At 68.5% G+C, this 22,452-nt stretch carries 22 protein-coding genes; 6 read left to right on the forward strand and 16 right to left on the reverse strand.

The genetic code is table 11. The features are described from left to right. Positions 1-94 precede the first annotated feature (94 nt). The 3 genes from ACZ7CD_RS03275 to ACZ7CD_RS03285 all read right to left on the reverse strand — a co-directional run bounded on the left by ACZ7CD_RS03275 (position 95) and on the right by ACZ7CD_RS03285 (position 3,660). Positions 95-2,179: a hypothetical protein gene (locus ACZ7CD_RS03275; protein WP_360394131.1), complete on the reverse strand. Its 2,085-nt coding sequence runs from the start codon at positions 2,177-2,179 to the stop codon at positions 95-97. A gap of 2 nt (positions 2,180-2,181) precedes the next feature. After that, positions 2,182-2,865 carry a hypothetical protein gene (locus tag ACZ7CD_RS03280; protein ID WP_360394128.1) on the reverse strand — a complete coding sequence of 228 codons (684 nt, stop codon included), beginning with the start codon at positions 2,863-2,865 and terminating at the stop codon, positions 2,182-2,184. A 111-nt stretch (positions 2,866-2,976) separates the two neighbouring features. Next, a complete protein-coding gene (locus ACZ7CD_RS03285; protein WP_360394126.1) occupies positions 2,977-3,660 on the reverse strand; it encodes a Crp/Fnr family transcriptional regulator in 684 nt (227 codons plus the stop codon). Positions 3,661-4,013: 353 nt separating this feature from the next. Here ACZ7CD_RS03285 and ACZ7CD_RS03290 point away from each other — a divergent pair, with 353 nt between their 5' ends. Next, positions 4,014-4,481 (forward strand): Pycsar system effector family protein, encoded by a 468-nt coding sequence (locus ACZ7CD_RS03290; protein WP_360394123.1) that lies wholly within the window; start codon positions 4,014-4,016, stop codon positions 4,479-4,481. Here ACZ7CD_RS03290 and ACZ7CD_RS03295 read toward each other — a convergent pair. From ACZ7CD_RS03295 to ACZ7CD_RS03305, 3 genes are all read right to left on the reverse strand, one after another. Next, on the reverse strand, positions 4,476-5,099 hold the full coding sequence (locus tag ACZ7CD_RS03295; RefSeq protein WP_360394121.1) for a Crp/Fnr family transcriptional regulator: 624 nt from the start codon (positions 5,097-5,099) through the stop codon (positions 4,476-4,478). The genes ACZ7CD_RS03290 and ACZ7CD_RS03295 overlap by 6 nt on opposite strands. A gap of 50 nt (positions 5,100-5,149) precedes the next feature. Continuing rightward, positions 5,150-5,566, reverse strand: coding sequence for a hypothetical protein (locus ACZ7CD_RS03300; protein WP_360394118.1), 417 nt, complete (start codon positions 5,564-5,566; stop codon positions 5,150-5,152). A gap of 122 nt (positions 5,567-5,688) precedes the next feature. Further along, positions 5,689-7,191 (reverse strand): sodium:solute symporter family protein, encoded by a 1,503-nt coding sequence (locus ACZ7CD_RS03305; protein WP_360394115.1) that lies wholly within the window; start codon positions 7,189-7,191, stop codon positions 5,689-5,691. 243 nt (positions 7,192-7,434) lie between these two features. Here ACZ7CD_RS03305 and ACZ7CD_RS03310 point away from each other — a divergent pair, with 243 nt between their 5' ends. Then, positions 7,435-8,073 (forward strand): response regulator transcription factor, encoded by a 639-nt coding sequence (locus ACZ7CD_RS03310; protein ID WP_360394112.1) that lies wholly within the window; start codon positions 7,435-7,437, stop codon positions 8,071-8,073. On the opposite strand, the gene ACZ7CD_RS03315 is transcribed toward ACZ7CD_RS03310, so the two are convergent. Beyond that, a complete protein-coding gene (locus ACZ7CD_RS03315; RefSeq protein WP_470369800.1) occupies positions 8,035-8,613 on the reverse strand; it encodes a TetR/AcrR family transcriptional regulator in 579 nt (192 codons plus the stop codon). The two genes, ACZ7CD_RS03310 and ACZ7CD_RS03315, sit on opposite strands and share 39 nt — an antisense overlap. A gap of 82 nt (positions 8,614-8,695) precedes the next feature. Here ACZ7CD_RS03315 and ACZ7CD_RS03320 point away from each other — a divergent pair, with 82 nt between their 5' ends. Both ACZ7CD_RS03320 and ACZ7CD_RS03325 read left to right on the forward strand, forming a co-directional pair. Next, positions 8,696-9,730 carry an FAD-dependent oxidoreductase gene (locus ACZ7CD_RS03320; RefSeq protein WP_470378251.1) on the forward strand — a complete coding sequence of 345 codons (1,035 nt, stop codon included), beginning with the start codon at positions 8,696-8,698 and terminating at the stop codon, positions 9,728-9,730. 163 nt (positions 9,731-9,893) lie between these two features. Continuing rightward, a complete protein-coding gene (locus ACZ7CD_RS03325; RefSeq protein ID WP_360394103.1) occupies positions 9,894-11,729 on the forward strand; it encodes an acyl-CoA dehydrogenase in 1,836 nt (611 codons plus the stop codon). Positions 11,730-11,815: 86 nt separating this feature from the next. On the opposite strand, the gene ACZ7CD_RS03330 is transcribed toward ACZ7CD_RS03325, so the two are convergent. From ACZ7CD_RS03330 to ACZ7CD_RS03350, 5 genes are all read right to left on the reverse strand, one after another. Then, positions 11,816-12,544: a DUF1206 domain-containing protein gene (locus ACZ7CD_RS03330; protein ID WP_360394823.1), complete on the reverse strand. Its 729-nt coding sequence runs from the start codon at positions 12,542-12,544 to the stop codon at positions 11,816-11,818. A 110-nt stretch (positions 12,545-12,654) separates the two neighbouring features. Next, positions 12,655-14,451: a VanW family protein gene (locus ACZ7CD_RS03335; RefSeq protein ID WP_470369992.1), complete on the reverse strand. Its 1,797-nt coding sequence runs from the start codon at positions 14,449-14,451 to the stop codon at positions 12,655-12,657. A gap of 289 nt (positions 14,452-14,740) precedes the next feature. After that, positions 14,741-15,034: a GroES family chaperonin gene (locus ACZ7CD_RS03340; RefSeq protein WP_360394817.1), complete on the reverse strand. Its 294-nt coding sequence runs from the start codon at positions 15,032-15,034 to the stop codon at positions 14,741-14,743. Between the two features lie 36 nt (positions 15,035-15,070). Continuing rightward, positions 15,071-16,891: an NHL domain-containing thioredoxin family protein gene (locus tag ACZ7CD_RS03345; RefSeq protein WP_470369798.1), complete on the reverse strand. Its 1,821-nt coding sequence runs from the start codon at positions 16,889-16,891 to the stop codon at positions 15,071-15,073. Between the two features lie 44 nt (positions 16,892-16,935). Continuing rightward, the gene (locus tag ACZ7CD_RS03350) at positions 16,936-17,337 is read right to left on the reverse strand and encodes a DUF4259 domain-containing protein (RefSeq protein ID WP_360394101.1); all 402 of its coding nucleotides are present in this window, start codon (positions 17,335-17,337) and stop codon (positions 16,936-16,938) included. Positions 17,338-17,531: 194 nt separating this feature from the next. Between ACZ7CD_RS03350 and ACZ7CD_RS03355 the strand changes: the two genes are divergently transcribed. Continuing rightward, a complete protein-coding gene (locus tag ACZ7CD_RS03355) occupies positions 17,532-18,575 on the forward strand; it encodes an NAD(P)-binding domain-containing protein (protein WP_360394098.1) in 1,044 nt (347 codons plus the stop codon). A gap of 6 nt (positions 18,576-18,581) precedes the next feature. Here ACZ7CD_RS03355 and ACZ7CD_RS03360 read toward each other — a convergent pair whose 3' ends face one another. The 3 genes from ACZ7CD_RS03360 to ACZ7CD_RS03370 form a co-directional block, all read right to left on the reverse strand. Beyond that, positions 18,582-19,175 (reverse strand): DUF6801 domain-containing protein, encoded by a 594-nt coding sequence (locus tag ACZ7CD_RS03360; RefSeq protein ID WP_470372945.1) that lies wholly within the window; start codon positions 19,173-19,175, stop codon positions 18,582-18,584. A gap of 135 nt (positions 19,176-19,310) precedes the next feature. After that, on the reverse strand, positions 19,311-20,465 hold the full coding sequence (locus ACZ7CD_RS03365) for a PucR-like N-terminal domain-containing protein (RefSeq protein WP_470369795.1): 1,155 nt from the start codon (positions 20,463-20,465) through the stop codon (positions 19,311-19,313). Positions 20,466-20,550: 85 nt separating this feature from the next. Then, positions 20,551-21,222: a dienelactone hydrolase family protein gene (locus tag ACZ7CD_RS03370; protein WP_360394090.1), complete on the reverse strand. Its 672-nt coding sequence runs from the start codon at positions 21,220-21,222 to the stop codon at positions 20,551-20,553. 97 nt (positions 21,223-21,319) lie between these two features. On the opposite strand from ACZ7CD_RS03370, the gene ACZ7CD_RS03375 reads away from it, so the two are divergent. After that, complete coding sequence (locus ACZ7CD_RS03375) at positions 21,320-22,093, forward strand: HAD family hydrolase (RefSeq protein ID WP_360394087.1); 774 nt, start codon at positions 21,320-21,322, stop codon at positions 22,091-22,093. A gap of 3 nt (positions 22,094-22,096) precedes the next feature. Here ACZ7CD_RS03375 and ACZ7CD_RS03380 read toward each other — a convergent pair whose 3' ends face one another. Further along, positions 22,097-22,441: an NTP pyrophosphohydrolase gene (locus ACZ7CD_RS03380; RefSeq protein ID WP_360394084.1), complete on the reverse strand. Its 345-nt coding sequence runs from the start codon at positions 22,439-22,441 to the stop codon at positions 22,097-22,099. Between the last annotated feature and the right edge of the window lie 11 nt (positions 22,442-22,452).

Raw genomic sequence — 22,452 nt, forward strand, 5'->3', positions numbered from 1 at the left:
GGCGGGACAGGAAACGACGGTTGACCGGCGCCAACGCCCGTTCCTCACGAACGGGATAACTGCTGTGGTCGTTGCTGTTCATCGGTGGGTCTCCTCAACGAACGTTCGTGATCAAGAAAGCGGCCAACAGAGCGGAGGTGACCTGTTCGGTGAGACCCGCGCCATCAGCAGAGGTGAACTCGTACTCAAGGGATCTGTGCAGAAGATCGATCTCCCCGTCGGACAGGGACGCCCGCACGGCATCACCGAGACGTCCGGTGATCTGGCGAGCCCTCTCGTCTCCGCCGAGTGCGACGAGGGTGTTGCGCAGCGCGTCGATCGCTTTGCCACGGTGAAGACCGCTGCGCAACGCCTCGGCCCACAGTTCGCCTGCGACTTCCACGTTCTGCGGCTGGTTGCGCAGCACCGCGGCCATCGCCGCTTCACCGGAGTCCGGTTGCCTGGCAGCCAGTACGTTGATCACCGCATCCAGCGCGGGCAGGTCGCGACCGCCGTCGATCGCGGTGTCCAGTCCGCGTTGGACAAATCGGAGCAGGCCGCCGGCATCTTCGCCTTCGGCCGTGTTCGCGCAGAACAGCAATGCGATCGACTGGCGGGCGACCTTGGTCTGGACGCCGCCGCGCGCAGCGAGGTGCCACAGCCAGGTCAGCGCGGAGAGTTGATAACGGATGCCCAGCGTGCTGCCCAGCGCTGCCGCGGCAGTCGTCTTCTGCCGGGTTCGACCGTTGCGAACCCACTTCAGAGCCAGGTCGAGGGCAATCGGCGCCAACGAGTCGTCGATGCACATCCAGGAAAGCAGGTACGCCGCGGTGGCGCGTTCCGGTCTGGTGCCGTTCGACCACGGGGTGAGGAACGACTCCTCAACCTCGCCCCAGGAGTCGCGGCACAACAGCGCCAGACCGAGCGCAACCTGGACCTGCACCTCCGACACCGGAGTCGAAGCGGCGATCTCCCGTGCCCATGTCCGCACAGGCGCCCAGAGCTCAAGCCCATAGCGCTCGGACAACTCAGCGATGACGTGCTCGCGGTAGTCATCCGAACGGAACACGACCGTGCGCTCGCGGTCAGACTCATCTGAGCCGGCTGCGAGGTCGCGCGTGACGGTGAAAAGTCCCTCCACGTTCGCCCAACTCACCCGCCGTTGCACCAGCTTCTCGCCGAGTGGACGCGGTTGTTGTGCGGGCACTTCACCGCCTCCCGACGTGCCCAGGTCGAGCAAGCGCTGAAGCAGGACCTCGAACTTCCGCAGCGGCACACCGTGCGCGAAGACCACAGCCGCTGCCGACAACACGTCCGCCAGCGTCCGGCTTTCGTCGTCGAACCACTCGCGCACGTTGTCCTTCGACGAACCGTCGAGCGCGCGAAGTGCGGCCTGGCAACTTCCCGTCGCTGCCTTGGCGATGGCAACGATGGTTCTCGGGAACACGAGGTCGGCGACTCGCTTGCGCACCAGCTCCAGATCTGGGTCGTCCAGCGCGGCGTCGTCGAGGTACCGGTCGAGCAGCAGTTGCGGATCGGGCGGTTGCCACTCCACGACGAGGTCGCGTACATGCCTGCGAAGAGAGCCCGCTGAATTCAGCGTGATCACCAGGTACGATCCGTTGCGCTTCAACTCATCGCGGACGCGTTCGATCTCGAAGCGCTGTTGCACCGACGCAGTGCCGCTGTCCAACCGATCCGCGATCAGGTAGCCCTTGCCTGGCTTGATCGTGAGTTCGCCCAGGCTCGTCGAGGGTGCGAGCGCCGTGATCCGGCCACCGGGAGGAAGCACTGAGTGCAGGCCAGCAATGGCACCAGTCCGCTTGCCGGTGCCGTCCGTTCCTACCGCCAACGCGATGTGGTTGGTCCTCAACAACTCGATCAAGTTGTCGAAACACTCAGAACCGACGTAGCGCTCGACGATCGCGTTGATCTCATCGGTGCTGACCGGGCCGGTCGACCTCCTCGTCGACGCCGAGATCGACACTCCGAACCTGGCGTTGTCAGCGTCTACGCGGCCGTAGAAGTTGTTGATGACCTGGCTACCGCGCAACTCTTCGACCGGCAGAAGGTCGTCGTCCTGGTCCTCGCCCGTCTCACCCTGTACGACCTGCAGGTCGTTCGCCGGGTTTGATTGCGGAGACTGCTCAACCACCGGTTCGTCGACGCGTCCGTCGTCCCCGGTATCCCCCTCGCTCACGTTCATCCTCCTTGGAAACCGAAGTTCGCGTTGTCCGCGTGGACGACGTCGTGGAACTCGTTGTGCACGGCTCGGTTGTCCCCGACCGCCCTCGCACGGGCAGCCGGCGGTTTCGCAGGCTGGAGGTTCAGTGAGTGCACATCCGCACCCGGCACCCGAAGCCAGCCAGATGTCGTGATTTCCTTGTTCACCACGGCAACCTTGCGGAACTCGCTGGGTGACAGAGATGTGTGTCCGGTCTTGACGACGTGGTCGAACACCTCCGCGGAGAGGATGACGGCGAGGTTCGCATCAGGTGCGGCGATCAGTGCTTGCTTCACCACGTCGCCGTTGACGAGCCTGCTCACGTGCACGACTGCCTGCCCACCGAACCCCATGGCTGACGGAAAAGCGTTGCCGTGGTGCAACGCCGCTCTGAGCCTCAGGCGCTTGCTCGGTGCGACACCGAGGTTCACGACGCTGAGGTGGCGGTCAACCGCAGCGATGAAGGGGTCGACGACCTGTGGCTCGAACTCTTCGCTCGGGATCACGGCGAGCTCCTCGTCGCCCTTGGGCTGGCGCAGCCAGCGGTCCCGCTGCAGACCGACGTCTTCGGCCGCTTGCCGCAGGACCGCCGCAAGCTCTTCCTGCGCCGCCAGCTTCTCGGGATCGCTGCGTCTTCCGTACGCCTCCACGTCGGCGGTCATGCAGAGGGCGCGACTGAATGTTCCATGCATTCCGACTACCTTTCTGGACAGGACGCGCGACCTGGGCAGCGCCCTGCTGAACTTTCCACCGGAACAGACGAACGACATTCCCTACTGGCAGGGATTCTCGTCCATGTTTTCGGCTCGTCGACTCAGCGCAGCCTCGTCCAGCACGACGCAGCCGCGGTAACCCCACCTGATGATCCCAGCACTTTCGAGATCACTCAGTTCCGATTCTGCCGATGAGAGCGACACGCCAGCCAAAGAAGCCAGCTCTCGCTGCGTGAGCGCCACCACGAGCTCGACACCTGCTTCGACAGGCCTTCCGTGAATCGCAGACAGCTCTTCCACAATCCGCGCAACTCGAACCGACACGCGGCGAGAACCGGCAACGTCCAGACGACGTTCGTTCGCCCACCTCAGCCTGGATGACAACATTCGACCGAACTCGATCGCAGCTGACGAGTGGAGAGCGAGAAAGCGTTCCCACTCGCCCCACGCGATCGACCTGAACCTGATGGGCGTACAGGCCCGGACGCTGGCGCTCCTCGGCTTGCCCTCCAGCGGACCCATCTCTCCGACGAGGTCGCCACCTGTGCGAACAGCGATCAACACCTGCTTCCCGCTGGGCAGATCGACCTCTACTTTCACGTATCCCGACAGCAGGAGGATGACTTCGCTACCCACTTCGCCCTGCCGGAGAAGCGATTCTCCTGACGAACGCAAGCGCTCGGTCCCCAACTGCAGCGCGCGATCGCACACCGATGACGGCAGCCTGCCGAGCAGGGTTCGCACAGGCCAGCCACCACCATTGCCAGTCACCTGACCTCCTGGTGCACCGTTGAGGGCATCCGTTGTCGCGAGACAGTCCGAGCGAGCGCGGCGACGAAAGCACCGAAACAATAGCGGGTGAATCAGGAGTAAGCGAAACAGGCCAAAAGTTGATCTATGCCAATCGACGTGTCCTCGATTCACCTCGCCACCTCCGCAAGAAGTTTCAGCATCCATTCCGCCACCTGGAGTAATACCATCCGCACTACGCGAAGTCTGCGACAAATGACCCAGAAAGTGGCACAAGTCCGCACTCGAACAGCCGTTTTCCATGATCCAGTGATCAGGAAAGGTGGATGCTGAAGGACGGAGGAGACATGAGTGACGCTGAATTGGCGATCGAACAGAGCACGACGTGGATCAAGAACGCCGACGTGAAGGCAGGGCTGTGCGCCACGGCGGTGGCCGGGGTGGCGACTGCCGTGGCGAGTCAGCGCCCGATCCTGGGCACGGTGGCGAAGTCGGCTGGAGTGGTGAACGTCTTGGCGCTCGTCGCGTTAGGACTGTCCGCCGCAGCGTTGATCGCCTCGGCCTTCTTCCTCGTGAAGGTGCTCCTACCGCGCACGGCGCCAGGAGCGCACAGTCGCTACTCATGGCCGTCCCTGGCTCAATTGCCGTTGGACGACCTCATGAGCAGGACTCCAGCGGGTGAGGAAGCCGGCTGGGCCTACGCACAGACCCTCGCACGCATCGCTCAGGCGAAATACCGATCGCTGCGGTGGGCTCTGATGCTGTGGTTCGTCTCGGCCACACTTCTCATCACATGGCTCGTCGTCGCATCATGACTCAGCGCATTCGGCGGCCAGCAGGTCAGGGCGGCGCACGATGAGCGTGCGCCGCGAGGTGCTGACCACGCCATCTTCCCTCATACCCCGTAGGGCACGGACGACCGATTCACGGGTCGCCCCGATCGCGTGCCCGAGTTCTTCCTGGGTCAGCAACGATCCGACATCGCTGCCGTGAGTCGCGACCAACTCTTGGAGCAATCGGGCAAGTCGCTGCCTCGTCGGCAGGGTGCCCAGGTCGACGCGCTTGCTGTTGGCTTGCTCCACCCTCAGGACGAGCCGCCGCATCAGCTCGCGGCTCACGGCGGGGTCGTCCTCGGCGAGCCGCTCGAATCTCTCCGCCGGCACCACCAAGCCGACCACCTCGGTCACCGCTGTCACCATCGCCGATCGTGGACGCTGAGCGAGAACGCCGAAATCGCCGATCAGCTCACCGGCACCACGCAGCGCCAGCAGGCTCTCCTTGCCGTTCGCCGACAGATGAGCGACTCGGCAGATTCCACGCTCGACGAAGACCACCGACACAGCTACCTCGTGCTGCCGGACGATCACACTGCCAGGCGGGAATGCCTTCCTGACTCCGACATGGGCCAATGCTGCGTGCAACTGTGCGCTCACGAACTCAGTCTGACGCGAAGCGCGGCATCCAACCTAGCTGCGAGGGTCTGTCAGTCGACCGGTAGGCCCCACGGTCGGCGGTCCAGTTCCACCCACCCGCCACCACGGGCCAGCGCCGCACGCACCCCCGCGACGTGCTCCGCGAACGAGGCCAGGTCCCCGTGCAGCAGCTCGGCGCGTTCCACGTCCAGAGGATGGACGTCGTCGTGCCACAGGTCGACCGGGAACGACGCCACGAAGGTCATCGACTGCAGCAGTTGCAGCAGCGCGGCGGAAGGCGACGGTGACTCGGTCAGGTAGTCGGTGCGGATCGAGTCGCAAGCGGCCAGCAGGTCGCGGACCTGGCGGATGGCGTCGGCCGGGGTGCCGTCCCAGGACGGGCCGGGGTAGACGCGGTCGGCGAGCTCCAGCCAGAGTCGCCAGCCTGCGGTCAGTTCCGCGTCGTCCGCCGGACGCCATGCACCCATGACCTCCACTGTGCATGCGGACGAAGCGGGAGTCTCGTGACGATGACGCACGCCACGGCAACCAACGGGTGATCTGCGCGTCTCGCGGCGGCGTGGCGTGGCGCCGCGAGACGCGCAGGAAATCAAGCCCTGACGCGCTCGCGCTCGTCGGAGTTGAGCGAGTCGAGCAGGGCGTCGCGCTCGGTGGAGGGCTCCTTCTTCAGGAAGCCGATCGACAGGTACAGCACCAGCGAGAGCAGCAGGGGCCACGAGACGAGCACGCCCTTGGTGACCCACGCGGCCTTGCTCATCTGCTCGACGTAGAGGAACGCCCACATGCCGAGGCCGCCGACGACCGAGGCGATGGCGGCCGTCGAGCCGATCTTGCGGAACCACGGGAGCAGGCCGAGCATCAGCGGGATCGCGATCGGACCCATCGTGGCGGCGACCAGGTCGACGACCACCTTGAGCACGAAGCCCTGGCCGCCGGAGGCGATGGCGATGATCATGCTGATGCCGATGAAGAGGAACGTCGTGACGCGGGCCAGGACGAGCTGGTTGTCCGCGGAGAACGTCTTCACCTTCTTCCAGATGTGCGGCAGCATGTCGCGGTTGATCACGGCGGCGATGACGTTCGCGTCCGAGGACACCATGGCCATCGTGTGCGAGAAGAAGCCGGCCAGGACGAGGCCGATCATGCCGGCGGGCAGCATCTGCTTGCCCATCTCGATGTAGGCGTTCTCCGCCTGCGCGCCTTCGAGGCCGGGGACGATCAGCGGCGCTGCCCACATCGGGAAGAACAGCACCAGCGGCCACACCAGCCACAGCGCGGACGACAGCAGCGCGGACCGCTTGGCCGCGAAGCCCGACGGCGCGGCCATGTAGCGCTGCGCCAGGTTCCACATACCGCCGTTGTACTCCAGCGTCTTGATCAGGAAGAGCGCCATGAGGAACGTCGAGGTGTACGGGCCGGCGAGCGGGTCGCTGTGGCTGTCGGGGAGCCTGTCCCAGATCGTCACGGGGAAGCCCCAGCCGAGGGTGTCGGCGACGGCGATGAACATCGCGAAGCCCGCGGCCGCCTGGATGATGAACTGGCCGAAGTCGGTGAGCGCGTCCGCCCACAGGCCGCCGAGCACCGAGTAGACCATCGTCACCAGGCCGATGATCACGATGCCCCAGGTGATCGGGACGCCCGCGAAGCCGCGGAGCAGGATCGAGACGGCCGCCCACTTCGCGGCGATGTCGACGACCTTGAGCAGTGCGCCCGCGTAGGCCATGACCTGCTGGGTGGGCAGGTTGTAGCGCTTGGCCAGGTACTCGAGCGGCGACTTGACGTCGTGCTTGGAGCGCAGCCGGTTCCACCGCGGTGCGAACAGGAACGCGCCGATGCCGACGCCGATGCCGATCGTCAGCGACCACCACACGTAGACGGTGAGACCGAGCCGGTACGCCTCGGACGCGAACGCCACGAACATGACCGCGCTGTAGCCCGACATGTGGTGGGAGATGCCGGACAGCCACCACGGCATCTTGCCGCCCGCCGTGAAGAAGTCGGCGATGTTCTGGACCCGCCCGCGCGACCAGAGCCCGATCGCGACCATCACGAAGAAATAGCCGACAACCACGATCCAATCGAGGGTGCCCATGTGACCTCCTTGCGTGCACACACGTGTGCCCGCGAGAGCACCAGGCATCATGGCGGCGGGAACCTGGCACATCCGCACGGGATATGTGACGTAGGTCTTACGAGACCGTTGCCCCCGGGTGGAAGACCTTGGCCAGTCTTGAATCACATTCGTGACCCTTGTTCACTTACATGAACGGCACTTTCCACGTCATGCGGCCGGGGGAACGACGTCATTCCTCTGGAAGCACGAACGGAGGTGCTGATGCTCCCGCCAGGCCGGCCTGCTCCCGGCGTCGCGCTGATCGACCCCGTACCGCTCTACCGCGAGGGCCTGTCCTCGCTGGTCCGGCGGACCGCCGGCCTGCGCTGGCTCGGGTCGACGGGGCACCCGGAGGCCGCCGCGCGCCTGCAGGAGCACCTGAACCCGGACGTGCTGCTGGTCGACTCGATGCTGGACCCGGTGGGGCAGCTCGCGCGGCAGCTCCTCGAACGCGACAGCCGGCTCGTCGTGATCGGGCTGGCCAGGGACGCGCACTCGCACGCGAACTACGTCACGAGCGCGCTGGAGGCGGGGGTTCGCGGTGTGGTGCCGCGGTCGGCGGAGCCGGAGCAGATCGTGCGGGTGATCTCCGAGACGCTGCGCATCCGCGGGTACGTGCACCCCGACCTGCGCTGCCGGGAACGGCCGGCGCTGACCCGGCGCGAGTACGAGGTGCTCACGCTCATCGCGGACGGGATGGAGAACCGGCAGGTCGCCGACGCGTTGATCGTGTCCGTGGAGACCGTGCGGACCCACGTGAAGGGCATCCTCCGCAAGCTGAGCGCGCGCGACCGGACGCACGCGGTGTCGCTCGCGTACCGGTCAGGCCTGCTGCTGAGCCTGCCAACCGTGTTCGAGTAGGCCGAACAGCTCCGCCGCCGCCCGCTCGCGGTCCGGCCGGCTGAAGATCACGTCACGGGCCTCCAGCGCGAACCGGGCGAGGCCCGCGCACCGGACGTCGCCGGGTGGCGCGCCGATCTCCGCGGCGATGGCCTCGGCCAGCGCCTTCTCGTGGCGGAGCCACATCGTGCGCTGGTAGGCGCGCAGCGACGGGGTGCTCTCGACCAGCCGGGCGAACGACTCGAACAGCGGGTGGTCGACGTGGCCCTCCGCGGCGCCGACGAAGTGGTCGCGCAGCGCGGCCGGGATCGACGTCCCGGCCGGGCGGTCCCGCACGGCGCCGATGAGCGAGGACTCCATCTCGGCGTCCTCGTCGAACAGCAGCGCCTCCTTGCTCGGGAAGTGCTTGAACAGCGTCGTCACCGACACGTCGGCGCAGTCGGCGACCTCCTTCACGCCCACGTCGTCGAACCCACGCGCCAGGAACAGCTCCAGCGCCGCGTCGGCGATCGACTGGCGGGTCTGCAGCTTCTTGCGCTCACGGCGGCCGAGTTCGGTCACGCCGGCAGCCTACCCTGCGAGTTTAACCACTTCAAAAGTGTAGTCATTGCACTTTTTGAGTCAGTGCGCTTTCATCGGTGGCATGACCACACCACGCATCGCCATCGCCGGAGCCGGTCTCGGCGGCCTCACCTGCGCCCGCGTCCTGCAGCAGCACGGGTTCACCGACGTCACCGTCTTCGAGCGGGAGAGCTCCCCGGACGCCCGCCAGCAGGGCGGCACGATCGACCTGCACGCCGACAGCGGCCAGCAGGCGATCCGCGCCGCCGGCCTCTACGACCAGTGGCGCGCGCTCGCCCGGTTCGAGGGCCAGGAGCAGCGCAAGGTCGACCACGCCACGGCCGCGCTGGTCGAGCACGAACCGGCCGAGGGCGACTTCCGGCCGGAGATCGACCGCGGGCAGCTGCGCGGCCTCCTGCTCGACTCGCTCGCGCCGGGCACCGTCGCGTGGGGCCTCGGCGTCACCGGCGCCGCCCCGCACGAGGTCACGCTCACGGACGGCACCACCGCGACGTTCGACCTGGTCATCGGCGCGGACGGCGCCTGGTCACGGGTGCGCGGCGCGGTCTCGGCCGCCGTGCCGCGGTACACCGGCGTGCTGTTCGTCGAGGTCCGGCACGACGGCGACGAGGCGCTGCTCGACCTCACCGGCCAGGGCACCATGGTCGCCGACCACGACGGCCTGATGCTGTGGTCGCAGCGCAGCAGCGGCGACCACATCCGCGCGTACGCGTGCCTGCGTGCCCCCGAGGACTGGCGGCCCTCCACCGCCGACCTGCTGGACGTCTACGCCGACTGGCACCCGTCGCTGCGGGCGTTCCTGCGCGGCGAGCCCGTCCACCGGCCGCTGTACGCCCTGCCCGTCCCGCACCGGTGGGACCCGACGCCGGGCGTGACGCTGCTCGGGGACGCCGCCCACCTGATGCCCCCGCTGGGCGTCGGCGCGAACCTCGCACTGCAGGACGCCGCCGAACTGGCGCTCGCGGTCGCCCGCGACGGTGTCGACGAGGGCGTGCGGGCCTACGAGTCCGTCATGGTGCCGCGTGCGGTCGACTTCGCCGAGCGCACGGAGGCCGGACTGCTCGACATGGTTCCCGCACGCCCCGTACGCGTCTGACCTGCTCTCATGTCCGACCTCATGTCCGATTCAGGCCGCGCGGAGGACTGTCTGCTTCGCCACCGGTGGGTGGTCGCCCTTGCCGGGGTTACTGTCGGGTAATACTCTGTTGTTACCGGTCAGTAGGCGACCCCGCCGCGACCCTGAGGAGTGAGCTGACGAGATGGGCCACTACAAGAGCAACGTCCGGGATCTCGAATTCAACCTGTTCGAGGTCTTCAACGTGCAGGACCACCTCGGCAAGGGGCCGTTCGAGCAGTCCGACGAGGACACCGCGCGCGGCGTTCTGGCCGAGATGAAGACCCTGGCGGAGGGTCCGCTCGCGGACTCGTTCGCCGACGCCGACCGCAACCCGCCGAAGTTCGACCCGGCGACGCACTCGGCGACCCTGCCGGAGTCGCTGAAGAAGTCGTACCAGGCCGTGTGGGACGGCGAGTGGTACCGCATGTTCCTGCCGGAGGAGCTGGGCGGCTTCGGCACCCCGCCCTCGGTGGCGTGGGCCGCGTCCGAGCTGATCCTGGGCGCCAACCCGCCGATCTACATGTACCTGGCGGGCCCGAGCTTCGCGACGGTCGTCTACAACAACGGCACCGAGCGCGACCAGCACTGGGCGCAGCTGATGATCGACCGCGGCTGGGGCGCCACGATGGTGCTGACCGAGCCGGACGCCGGTTCCGACGTCGGCGCAGGCCGCACCAAGGCGATCAAGCAGGACGACGGCACCTGGCACATCGAGGGTGTGAAGCGGTTCATCACGTCCGCCGACCAGGACCTGACCGAGAACATCATGCACATGGTGCTCGCCCGTCCCGAGGGTGAGGGCATCGAGGCGAAGCCCGGCACCAAGGGCCTGTCGCTGTTCCTGGTGCCGAAGTTCCACTTCGACCCGGAGTCCGGCGAGCTGGGCGAGCGCAACGGCGCCTTCGTCACCAACGTCGAGCACAAGATGGGCATCAAGGCGTCCACGACGTGCGAGCTGACGTTCGGCCAGCACGGCGTCCCGGCCAAGGGCTGGCTGCTCGGCGAGGTGCACGACGGCATCGCGCAGATGTTCGACGTCATCGAGTACGCCCGCATGATGGTCGGCACCAAGGCCATCGCGACGCTGTCGACCGGCTACCTGAACGCGCTGTCCTACGCCAAGGAGCGCGTCCAGTCCGCCGACCTCACGCGGATGACGGACAAGACCGCCCCGCGCGTCACCATCACCAACCACCCGGACGTGCGCCGCAGCCTGATGCTGCAGAAGGCGTACGCCGAGGGCCTGCGCGCCGTGTACCTGTACACCGCGACGTTCCAGGACAAGGTGATGCTCGGCGGCGACGACGCCAAGCTCGCGGCCCAGGTGAACGACCTGCTGCTGCCGATCGTCAAGGGCGTCGGCTCCGAGCGCGCCTACGAGCAGCTCGCGCAGTCGCTGCAGACCCTGGGCGGCTCCGGCTTCCTGCAGGAGTACCCGATCGAGCAGTACATCCGGGACTCGAAGATCGACTCGCTGTACGAGGGCACCACGGCCATCCAGTCGCTCGACTTCTTCTTCCGGAAGATCATCCGCGACAAGGGCCAGGCGCTCGCGTTCATCAACGGCGAGATCCAGTCCTTCCTCGACAACGAGGGCGGCAACGGTCGCCTCAAGGAGGAGCGCGCTCTCCTGAAGCAGGGCCTGGAAGACCTGCAGGGCATGCTCGGCGCCCTCGTCGGCTTCCTGACCTCGTCGCAGGAGGACGTCCGCAACCTCTACAAGGTCGGCCAGAACTCGGTCCGCCTGCTGATGACCGCGGGTGACGTGCTCGTCGGCTGGCTGCTGCTGCGCCAGGCCGAGGTCGCGCTGGAGAAGCTCGGCGGCACCCCGTCGGCCAAGGACAAGGCGTTCTACGAGGGCAAGATCGCGGTGGCGTCGTTCTTCGCGAAGAACGTGCTGCCGGAGCTGACCGCGCGCCGCAAGGTCACCGAGCAGACCGACAACTCGCTGATGGACATCGACGAGAGCGTCTTCTAGGACGCGATCACGACGACGGGTCCGCGCCCCTCCTGCCCGAGGTGCGCGGACCCGTTTTCAGTCGGTCTCCGTTTTCCGGCTCCTGCTCACTCCTTGAGCGCCCGCGCGGCGACGAAGCAGTAGACGCCGAACGCCGCGATGCCCACCGCGACCGCCGACAGCAGGAACATGCCGAACGGCTGCGCGGCCAGCGTGTGCAGCGCCTTGTCCATGCCGCCGGACTGCTCGGGGTCCGCGTTGATCGCGGCCAGTCCGACGAGGACGCCGATGACGCCGTACGCGACGCCCTTGCCGATCCAGCCGATCCGGCCGACGGGCTCGACCCACGACGGCGCACGGCTCATGTCGAGGTCCTTCTCGAACGACTTCTTGAAGCCCTTGTAGGCGATCACGCCGGCGGTGACCAGGATGCCGATCGCGATCGCACCCACGATCAGCTGGCCGCCCGGCCACGCGAGCACCTGCGCGGTCAGCTCCTGCTGCTGTTGCGTGGAGTCACCGGTGGCACCGCTGGTGGCGTACTTGAACGCACCGAACGCGATACCGCCCGCAGTGATGGCACGTGCCGCGGAGCCGACGCGTTTGGAGATCCGCTTGCGCTTCTTGCTCACGTAGGTGTAGCCGACGAAGGCCAGGATCAGCTGCCACACGGCGAAGAACACCAGACCGATGCCGACGGCCCACAGCAACCAGGCGCCGTTCTTCGCGAGCTCGCTCAGCGCTCCCTTGGAGTCCGTCCGCTCGGCGTCCGTGCCGAACGCGACCTGGAGCGCGAGCCACGCGATGAGCACGTGCACCGCTCCGTACACAACCATCCCCACCCGCCCCAGCGTCTGGACGACGGGGTGTCTTCGCGCCTCATGCGCAACAGTGGCCACGAACGGGTGAATACCCGCTCGTGGCCACGGCAAATCCCGGGTTCGGGTCAGCCGCCCGCAGGCGGCGGACCCTCACAGATGATCTTGAACTGCGGGTCGTAGCGGACCGTGCGCGACTCGCTGCGGGTCTGGCCCGTGCGGCGGTCCTTGATCGTGCGGGTGTCCGTCACGGAGAAGCCGGGGGCGCCGTTGCTCGGCGTGCACCCCTCCTTGGTGATCTTCTTCTCCTGCGGCTGGGTCGGGGCGAACTCACCGCTGGTGGAGCCGGTGACGTCGTAGTTCTTGGTGCCCCAGAGCACGATCTTGATCGACGAGGGGGTCCAGATCGTCTGGATGGCGACGCCCGTGTCGTCCGGGTTCGTGAACGCGATGTCGATCAGGCTGTTGCCCGCGCCGTCCATGAACACGGTGGCCTCGCGGCCCTTCGGGTACCGCGTGATCCAGTAGCTGTGCTCCTTGTGGCCCGCGTCCTTCATGCCCGCGTAGTAGGACGCGTTGTAGAGCGTGGTCGCGAACTGCGAGATGCCGCCGCCGACCGCCTTGCCCGGGATGCCGTTCTCGATGATGCCCGCCTCGACGTAGCCCTGCGCGGTGCCGCGCGGGCCGGTGTGCTTGTTGAGGCTGAACGTCTCCTTGGGCTTCACGATCGCGCCGTTGACCTTCTCGGCCACGACCCGGATGTTCACGCCCGACGTCGCGGCGAAGCCACCGGTCTGGAACTCCCCGATGACCTCCTTGATGCCCATCTTGTTCGCCTGCTCGGTGGTGACCTTCGCGGGCGTGTGCTTGTACTCGAACTTCAGCTCGCGCCCGTCGGTCTTCTTGAGCGTGTCGAAGTAGGGCTGGATGTTCTTGTCCCAGTCGACGTCGAGCCCGTCGACGGACGGCTTCACGGTCGGCCGGCCGCCCTCGAACACGATCTGGGCGTCCTTGCCCTCCTTGACCGTCTCCTTCAGCGGCGGAGCGGCCACCTCGACGAGCTTGTCCTTGTTCACGCCGACGTCGAGCGCGCCCCCGTCGAGGGGCACGAAGTTCAGGGTGGCGGCGATCTGCTCGGGTGCGAGGACCGCGTCCTTGCCCTCGCCCTTGATCGTGACCGGGGCGGAGACGGCGGTCTTCACGACCTCGTTGAGCGCCTTCTCGACGCCTTCCTTGGTGGTCTTGACCGGGGTGAAGTCCATCGGCACGTCGACCGGGTCACCGGAGGCCCAGTTGGCCACGACGGTGCGCGCCGCGTCCTCCGTGCGCATCTTCTGACCGGCGTGCGGCTCGACGGCGACCGGGGCGGCGCCCTCGAACCTGATGGTGCCCTCGATCGGCTCGTGGTCGAGCTCGGGGCGCAGTGCCTCGAGCGCGCCGGCGACCTTCTCGTCGTCCGCCTTCGTCGCCACGCCCACCTCGCGGCTGGTGAAGAACGACGTCACGCGGGTGATCGGGGAGAGCGGCTGGCTGCCCGCGCGGTCGATCGTGGCGTTCCAGTCGAGCTCCAGGCCCGCCGCCTTCGGGTCGAGCTCGCCCGTGACGTCACCGGCCTTCAGCGCGACCGGCTTGCTCAGCCGCGGCTCGATCGCCTCGCGCAGCTTCCCCTCGGCCTCGGAGTGGCTCATGCCGCCGACGTCGACGCCCGCGACGGTGACGCCGCGGGGCACGTTGCCGCTGGAGACGAGCATGTCGAGGCCGTACAGCAGACCGAAGGCGCCGACCACGGCCGCGGCCACGATCAACGCCTTCTTCTTCGTGTTCTTCGGCTCTGCCCCGTCGTCCTCGTCGCCCGGTTCGATCATCACGGGCCCGTAGACGCCGGAGTCCTCCGGCAGGGGCTGCGGCGGGGTCACCGGTCGCATGTACTCGGTGGCGTCCTCGCCGGCGGGAAAGCCGACACCGGGCACGGCGGCCGTGACGGTCGGCTGCTCGGTGTCCGGTTCCTCCGACGGCCAGGCCTCGGTGGACGCGTTCACGTTCACGGGCGCGATCTGGGTGGTCTCCTCGGAGGCGGTGCCTCTCGGGTTGACCGGTGGCATCGCCCTCGTCTTGTCAGCGTCGTACGGCACAGCTCTCCCCGTTGCCCTGTCTCTCCACTGAGGCGGCGTATACGTGTGTACAGCTAGCAGTTCACCATCTCGAACCGGCGGCTCACAGGTACAGGCCGGTGCCGTGCTCGGTGAGCTCGCTGGCCACAGCGTGCAGATCGCGTTCCCTCAGCACGAGGTACGTGGTGCCCTGCACCTCGACCTCGAGCTGATCGTCCGGGTTGAACAGCACCCGGTCTCCCACCTTCACGTGCCGCACGCTGGTACCGACTCCGAACACGCTGCCCCACGCCAACCGCTTCGCCATCTGGGCCGTCGCGGGGATCACGATGCCACCGCTGGACCGCCGCTCGCCGTCCTCCGGCGAGATGCGCACCATCACACGGTCGTACAGCATCTGGATCTCGAGCTTGACATCAGGCACCCGCAGAGTCTACGTGGCCTGCGGAGGTGCCTCGTCCATGCCGCCCATCAGCAGCGGGAGCCGGGTCGGTGCATCGGCAACCACTCGAACGGGGACGCCCCAGTCCTGCCTGGTCAGGCGGCAGACCGGGTGTTCGTCGGCAGGATCGTCACTGCAACTGGCCGCCTGCGCTACGACGTGCAGAACGCCGTTCGTGACCTGATCGTTGATCCGCAACGCCCGTACCAGTTCGGTGCCGACGCCCGCGCCCTCCAGGATCAGCTCCGGGGGTGAGCTGGTGATCTCCAGGCGGGTGGACGGTCCGTACCGTTCGTCCAGTTTCGTCCCGGTCGGCGGGGTGAAGACGACGGCGAGCTCGACCGCACCGGCCGCGATGTCGGTGCTCGGCCGCTTCACCCGGTGCGCCTCGCCGTCGACCTTGACGGCCGCGGCGGTGAACCGCTCGAGCCGGTGCGCCGCGCTCGCCACGACGACGAGCTCGCCGTCCACGACCAGCGCGTCACTCGGCTCGGCGAGGTCGGTCGCGATGGTGCTGACCGTCCGCGTCTCCGGGTCGTACCGGCGGATCGCGCCGTTGTAGGTGTCCGAGACCGCCACCGACCCGTCGGGCAGCACCGTGACGCCGAGCGGGTGCTGCAGCAGCGCCTCGTCGGCGTCGCCGTCCCTGTGCCCGAAGGCGAACAGCCCCTTGCCGACCTCGGTGCGCACCTCGCCGTTCTCGAGGTAGCGCAGCGCGGAGGTCTCCGAGTCGACCATCCACAGCCGGTCGCCGGCCGCGGCCAGCCCGCTGGTCTGGGCGAAGAACGCCCCCTCCGCCGGGCCGTCGTTGATGCCCTCGACGGTCGTGCCGGCGAGCCTGCTGACCTGGTTCGTCCCCGGGTCGAAGAACCCGAGCGTGTGGTTGCCGGCCATGGCGATGGCGACGCCGCTGTTCCACCACGCCACGTCCCACGGGCTGGTGAGGTCGATCTTGTCTGCCGGTCCGTCGGTCTGGCCGTCACGCCACTGCTCACCGGTGCCCGCGATGGTCGTGACCTCGCCGGTCTCCAGGTCGAGGCCGCGGAGGAGGTGGTTGACCGTGTCCGCGACGACCACGTCGTAGCCGTGCGTGTTCGGCACCAGCGTGAGCCCGGCGGGCTCGGAGAAGGTGGGGTTCAGCCCGTCCGCGCGCCCGCGCTCACCGGTGCCGATGCGCCGGACGACCGTCTCGCCGTCCGCTTCGAGCTCGACGAGGCTGTGGTGGGCGCTGTCGCTGACCAGGATCGTGTTCCGCGGCGTGACGATCGCCTTGGCGGGGAACCGGAGCGTGGTGCTCGGCGGTTCCGGCGCGACGTACGGCCCGCTGCCGCGGTGCAACGTGCCCTTCGCCGCGTGCTCGGCGACCAGCTCGCCGATGATCGTGTCGAGCGCGTCGACGTGCCCCTCACCGGCGGCGACGTGCACGACGTACCCCTCCGGGTCGACCAGCGCGAGCGTCGGCCACGCCTTGACCGCGTACTGCTGCCACATCTCCAGCTCGGGGTCGTCGAGCACCGGGTGGTGCACCTCGTAGCGCTCGACGGCGGCCTTCAACGCCTCCGGGTCCGCCTCGTGCACGAACTTCGGCGAGTGCACGCCGATCGTGACCAGGACGTCGGAGTACTTGGCCTCCAACGGCCGCAGCTCGTCGAGGACGTGCAGGCAGTTGATGCAGCAGAACGTCCAGAAGTCGAGCAGCACGACCTTGCCGCGCAGGTCCCTGAGGCTGATCGCGGCGTCACCGGTGTTCAGCCAGCCGCGGCCGTGCAGCTCGGGGGCACGGACACGGGCACGGCGCTTGGCAGTCGTCACGGCCGTATCCAACACTGTGGACGGTGGTGGTGTTCCGACGTCCATCATGTGGACTGGGCCAGTACCGCGCGCAGGTCGCCCACGCCCTGGCGCCACAGCGGTCCGTGCCCGGCGTCGTCCCAGAGCACGGCGAGCTCGGAGTTCGCCAGCACGCGGTCCAGCGCCCTCACCGCCAGCGGAGGCAGGTCCGCCGGGAACGCGGGGAGGGGCTCGCGGGGGCCATAGGCGGTGGTGACCGGCTTCCCACCAGGACACTGCGCGGCGACCAGCGTGGCTGCCGCCACGGCTTCGCTGCCGTCATCGGCCTCGACGTCGTCCGCTTCGGCCGCGCCGGCCAGGACGGCCCGGACGATGCCCTCGCGCTCCTCGGCCCGCGCCTTGTCCAGCCTGCCGGCGAAGTCCGCTGCCGCGTCGTTGTCGAACGACCCGATGTCCCAAGTACCCAAGGCGATCTCCCGGTGCAGGTGGAAAGGCAGCGTGGCGCTGGCCAGCGCTGATCATGCGCGACCGCGCGGCCCCCGCGAGCGGCAACCCCGGCCACGCGCCCGCCGAGCCGGGCGCGACCGGCCCAACCTGTCGACGTCGACAGGTTCTGAACCGTTTACGTGCCGTCGGCGTAGAGGTCGCCGGGAGGTGCGCGATGGTGGAGTACCTGGTGATCGGCGCCGGTCCGGCGGGCCTGCAGATGGGGCACTTCCTGCACGAGGCCGGGCGCGACTACGTGATCCTCGAAGCGGGGCCGTCGGCGGGCACGTTCTTCCGCGAGTTCCCGCGGCACCGGGTGCTGGCGACGGACGACAACTCGTTGTTCGGCACGCCGTTCGAGCGGTACAGCAAGCGGGCGTTCCCGCCGGCGGACGAGCTGGTGCGGTACCTGGAGGACTTCGCGCGGCCGTTGCACGTGCGGTACCGGACGCGGGTCGAGGGCATCCGGGGCAACGAGGTCCGGCACGCGCACGGGCGGATCGAGGCGGAGCGGATCATCCTCGCCACCGGGCGGGCGAAGGAGCACCTGCCGCGGATCGAGGGAATCGGGCTCGCGGAGACGTACGCGACGGCCAGCACCGACCCGACGGTGTACGCGGGGCAGCGGGTGCTGATCATCGGGCGGGGGCACAGCGCGTTCGAGACGGCGGACCTGGTGTCGTCGACGGCGGCGGTCACGCACACGGTGGGGCGGACCGTGCGGCGGATCGCCAGGCACGGCAAGGGGTTCAAGGCGGTGCTGGACACCGGGGAGCTGTACTACGACCGGGTCATCGCGTGCACCGGGTTCAAGCGGGACACCACGCTCGACGTGCCGCACGTGCACCTGGCGGCGGGTGACTCGATCAGGGCGATCCGGCACTCGACGAGGGCGCTGCACCGGACGCTGGAGGCCGAGCACCACGGGGTGCCGTGGCCGCACCGCAAGCTGCGCAACCGGCCGGACGCGCTGGCGGCGGCGATCGCGACCAGGGCTCGGGAGATCCCGGAGGGGCTGGCGGATGTCGTTGTGCCGCAAGGACAGAACGCACTGCTCTACGACGAGATGCCGGCCAGGCGGCGCACCGGGTTCGTCGTCACCAACGCGCAGGTCGAGCACTACCGGCACAACGAGCTGATCGCCGTGGAACGCAGGCTGCACCGCAAGCCGCTGGAGAGGTTCTTCTCCACGCAGCTCGCGGTGCCTTGTATCGCCTGAAAGGCCTTACACCACCGGGAACTCGTGCAGCTTGGTGTTCTGGCCGGCCTTGACGGTGCACGGCGAGGTGAAGGTGCCGAGGAACGTCGTCGAGCCGTCCGCGTGGCGCGGGGTGAGCGTCAGCGAGGCGTTGCCGAGGTTGACCGTGGTGGTACCCGCCCTGGTCAGCGTCAGCGACGGGAACGTGCCGGTGCCGGTCACGTTGAACGTCCCGGAGGAGGCGACGTTCGTCTTCGGGATCGCGAGCGTCGCCGTGACCGACGAGACGCTGCCCGCGTTGTTGATCGTGTTCGTGGTGCTCAGCGTGCCCTCGACGGTCGCGGCGCCGAGCCAGTTCAGCACGCCCGTGGCCGCGGCGGAGACGGTCGAGACGACCTGGGTCTGACCGCCCGCGGTGGGCGTGCCGACGGTGGCGGAGTCCGGCAGGTTCGTCGCGGTGACCGTGGACGGCTGGTCCTGCAGGCCGATCAGGGTGAACGTGCAGGAGTACGTGATGTTCAGGGTCACGTCGGCGGCCTGGCTGGTGCCCGCCGCGACAATGCTCGTCGCTCCGGCGAACAGGACGACCGCGGCGGCACGTGCGATGATTCCGAGTTTCATGGCAGGGTTCTCCTGAGTGCGGCATCGAACTGCAGGGAATGGAGCTACTGGTCAGTAAGGTAGCGACGCCGACAATGCAAAGCAAGCATTAGCGCGTTTTTGTCATCCGCGTAATAATTGCCGCGGTGCGATTTGTCAGTCGAGACCCAAAAACGCGCGGACCCGCAGTGCGAGTTCGAGCGTGAAGCGTTCGCCGGCGTCCTGCAAACGGTCGCCGAACAGTTCCTCCAACTGGTTCACCCGGTATCGCACGGTCTGCGGGTGGACCGCCAGCCTGGCCGCGATCTCCGGTGCGCCACCGCGGGCGGAGAGCCAGGCGAACAACGTCTCGGCGAGCTTCGTGCGTTGCCGGGCGGTCAACGGTGCGAGGGGCGCCAACGCGCGTTCGGCCAGCTGGCGGGCCAGGAACTCGTCGGCGAGCAGGGTCAGCTCGACCAGGTGGTCGGCGCAGTCGAGCACCTGGTCACCGGGCAGCACCCCGGCGTTCGACAGCGCCAGCACCCGGCGGGCGCAGGCCAGCGACCGGCGCGCCTCCCGCGGTGGCACGGCCAGCCCCACCACGGCCCGCCAGCCCACCGCGCGGACCATGCGCGGCACCTCGACCGGGTTCGGGACCAGCACGTACGGCGTGGCGTCTTCGAGGTTGACCAGCACGTCCTGCGGCAGCAGCAGCTCGTCGACGTGCCCGGACGACGGCTCCAGCGCCACCGCGCACAGCGAGTCCGGCATCGGCCACGCCGCCACGTCCGCCGCGTCGACGACCGACTGCCACGGCACCGGCGGGTCACCGACCAGCAGCTCCGTCAGCCGCCGGCGCTTGCGCTCCAGCGTGCCGGCGGCACTGGCCTGAGCCGCGGCGTACCCGTCGACCGACAGGCTCACCAGCTCGTCGACGTGCGCGATCATGGCTTCGCCGAGCACGCTCATCAGGTGCAGCGACAGCGTCCGCCGCTCCGCGAACGCGCACACGTGCCGCCACGCCACCCGAGCGCCGATCCGGTAGGCCGCCTGCAGGCTGTCCAGGCTGCGGCCGGACTTGAACTCCCAGGCGCCGAGCTTGCGGTGGATGTCGTGCGGGTAGACCAGCGCATCGGGTGCCGCGATGTGGTCGACGAACTTGTCCAGCGCCTGCTGAATGCCTTCGATGACGTTTTCCCGGAAATGCTGGTACTCCGGAATCGATTTCTCGATCGCCTCGAAGATGCTCACGGCGAGCGGCGGTATCTCCCGACGCAGAAGTGGCGCGAGTTCGCGGGGCACCGAACTGCGTGGATCGTCCGGTTGGCTCATTCACCCTCCCACTGCCCGGAGCGTACGGGGCAGGTGAAAGGACGTCGTCAGCCAACCGGACGAAGCCGCAGTCGGGACAACCGCACTACGCCACGGGCAGGGTGCGGTCCAGGAACGCCGTCGTCAGGTCCCACGCGCGGTCGGCGGCGGCCTTGTCGTGGAAGTGGCCGAGGTGGTTGTGGAACGCGTGCCCGGCCGGCTGCAGGTGCACCTCGGCGCCCTCGTGCGAGTCGGACGCGTCGACCACCTTCTGGTAGCCGGGGATGAAGTCGTCCTCGGTGCCGAAGTGGAAGATGATCGGGCAGGACACCTGGTCCAGCAGCGCGACCTGGTCCGGCACGCCCGAGCCGTAGAACGACACGGCGGTGTCCGGGTCGGAGACCGCGGCGGCGTTGAACGCGAGCGTCCCGCCCAGGCAGAAGCCGAACACGCCGACCCCGCCGGAGACCTCGGGCAGCGAGCGCAGGTACTGCACCGACGCGACCACGTCCTGCACGGCCTGCGGGAAGTCCAGGCCCTGCACGACCTCCATGGACCGCGCGACGCCGGCCTCGTCGTGCTCGCCGACCCAGCCCGGCTGGAAGCGGTGGAAGAGCTCGGGGATCGCCACGACGTACCCGCGCGCGGCGAGGTCGGCGGCGACCCCCTGCAGGTAGGAGTCCAGCCCGAAGATCTCCTGGATCAGCACGATGCCGGGGCCGGTTCCGCTCTCCGGCAACCAGACCGGGAGCGGGATGTCGTTCACGCGGTGAGTCATGGGGTGATCCTGCCGGAAGGTCGACTTCGCGCCCACGCCCGCCCGTGCGACGGGAAAACCCGTCCCGCACGCGCGGCCGGTGCCCGATAATCGGCCGATGATCAGGCTGATCGCCACCGACCTCGACGGCACCCTGCTGCAGCCGGGCGGTGTGCTCAGCGACCGCACGCGCGCCACGCTGGAGGCCGTCGACGCGGACGTCGTCGTGGTGACCGCCCGGCCGCCGCGGTTCGTGGCGGACCTCGGGTTCACCGGGACCGCGGTCTGCTCCAACGGGGCGATCGTCTACGACCTGGCCGGCCAGAGCGTCACGCACGCGCAGACGGTGCCGCTGGACGTCGTGCGGACGGTGTCGGAGGCACTCGCGAACGTCATCCCGAACGTCGGCATCGCGGTCGAGACCGGCCTGGAGGTGTTGTGCGAACCCGCTTTCCGCGGGTTCAGCGCCAACAACCCGCACCGGACGCTGGAGCTGCTCGACCACGTCCTCGACGAGGCGCACCAGGTGGTGCAGATGCTCGCGTGGGCGCCGGACAGCGAGTCCGACCACATGATGGAGATCGCCAGGGAGGCGGTCGGCCAGCACGTCTCGGTCACGCACTCGGGCGGGCTCGGGCTGCTGGAGATCAGCCCGCCGGGGGTGTCGAAGGCCGCCACGCTCGAAGCCCTCTGCGCGACGCGCGGCATCGGTCAGCACGAGGTCGTCGCGTTCGGGGACATGCCCAACGACCTGTCGGTGCTCGGCTGGGCGGGCACGGCCTACGCGATGGGCAACGCGCACCCGCTCGTGAAGCAGGCCTGTGCGAACCACGCGCCGCCGAACACGGAGGACGGCGTCGCACAGGTCCTCGAACGGCTCTTCCGCCTCTAGGGACTAACGGCGCGGCACCGAGGTGGGTCCGGCCACCTCGGCACCGAGCTCCGCCACCCGCCGCCGCAGCTCGCGGTCAGCGGTCACGACCGTCACCGCGCGGCCGGCGCCCTCGGTGCGCACGACCTCGACGACGGTGTCGTCACCGGAGTGCTCCGCGGCGACGACCCGCACGTCGTCGACGCTGGACACGGTGCGCGCCTTGCCTTCCACGACCAGGACGACCTCCTCGTCCCGGCCGCGCAACGCGTCGCGCAGGCGTTCGGCCGCACCCGCGCGGTCGCGCCACCACCCGTCGGGCACCGAACCCACGACGTTGGCGGCGTCGACCACGAGCAACGGCTTCACGCCCGTCAGCC

It is taken from the genome of Lentzea sp. NPDC036949 (assembly GCF_055608075.1).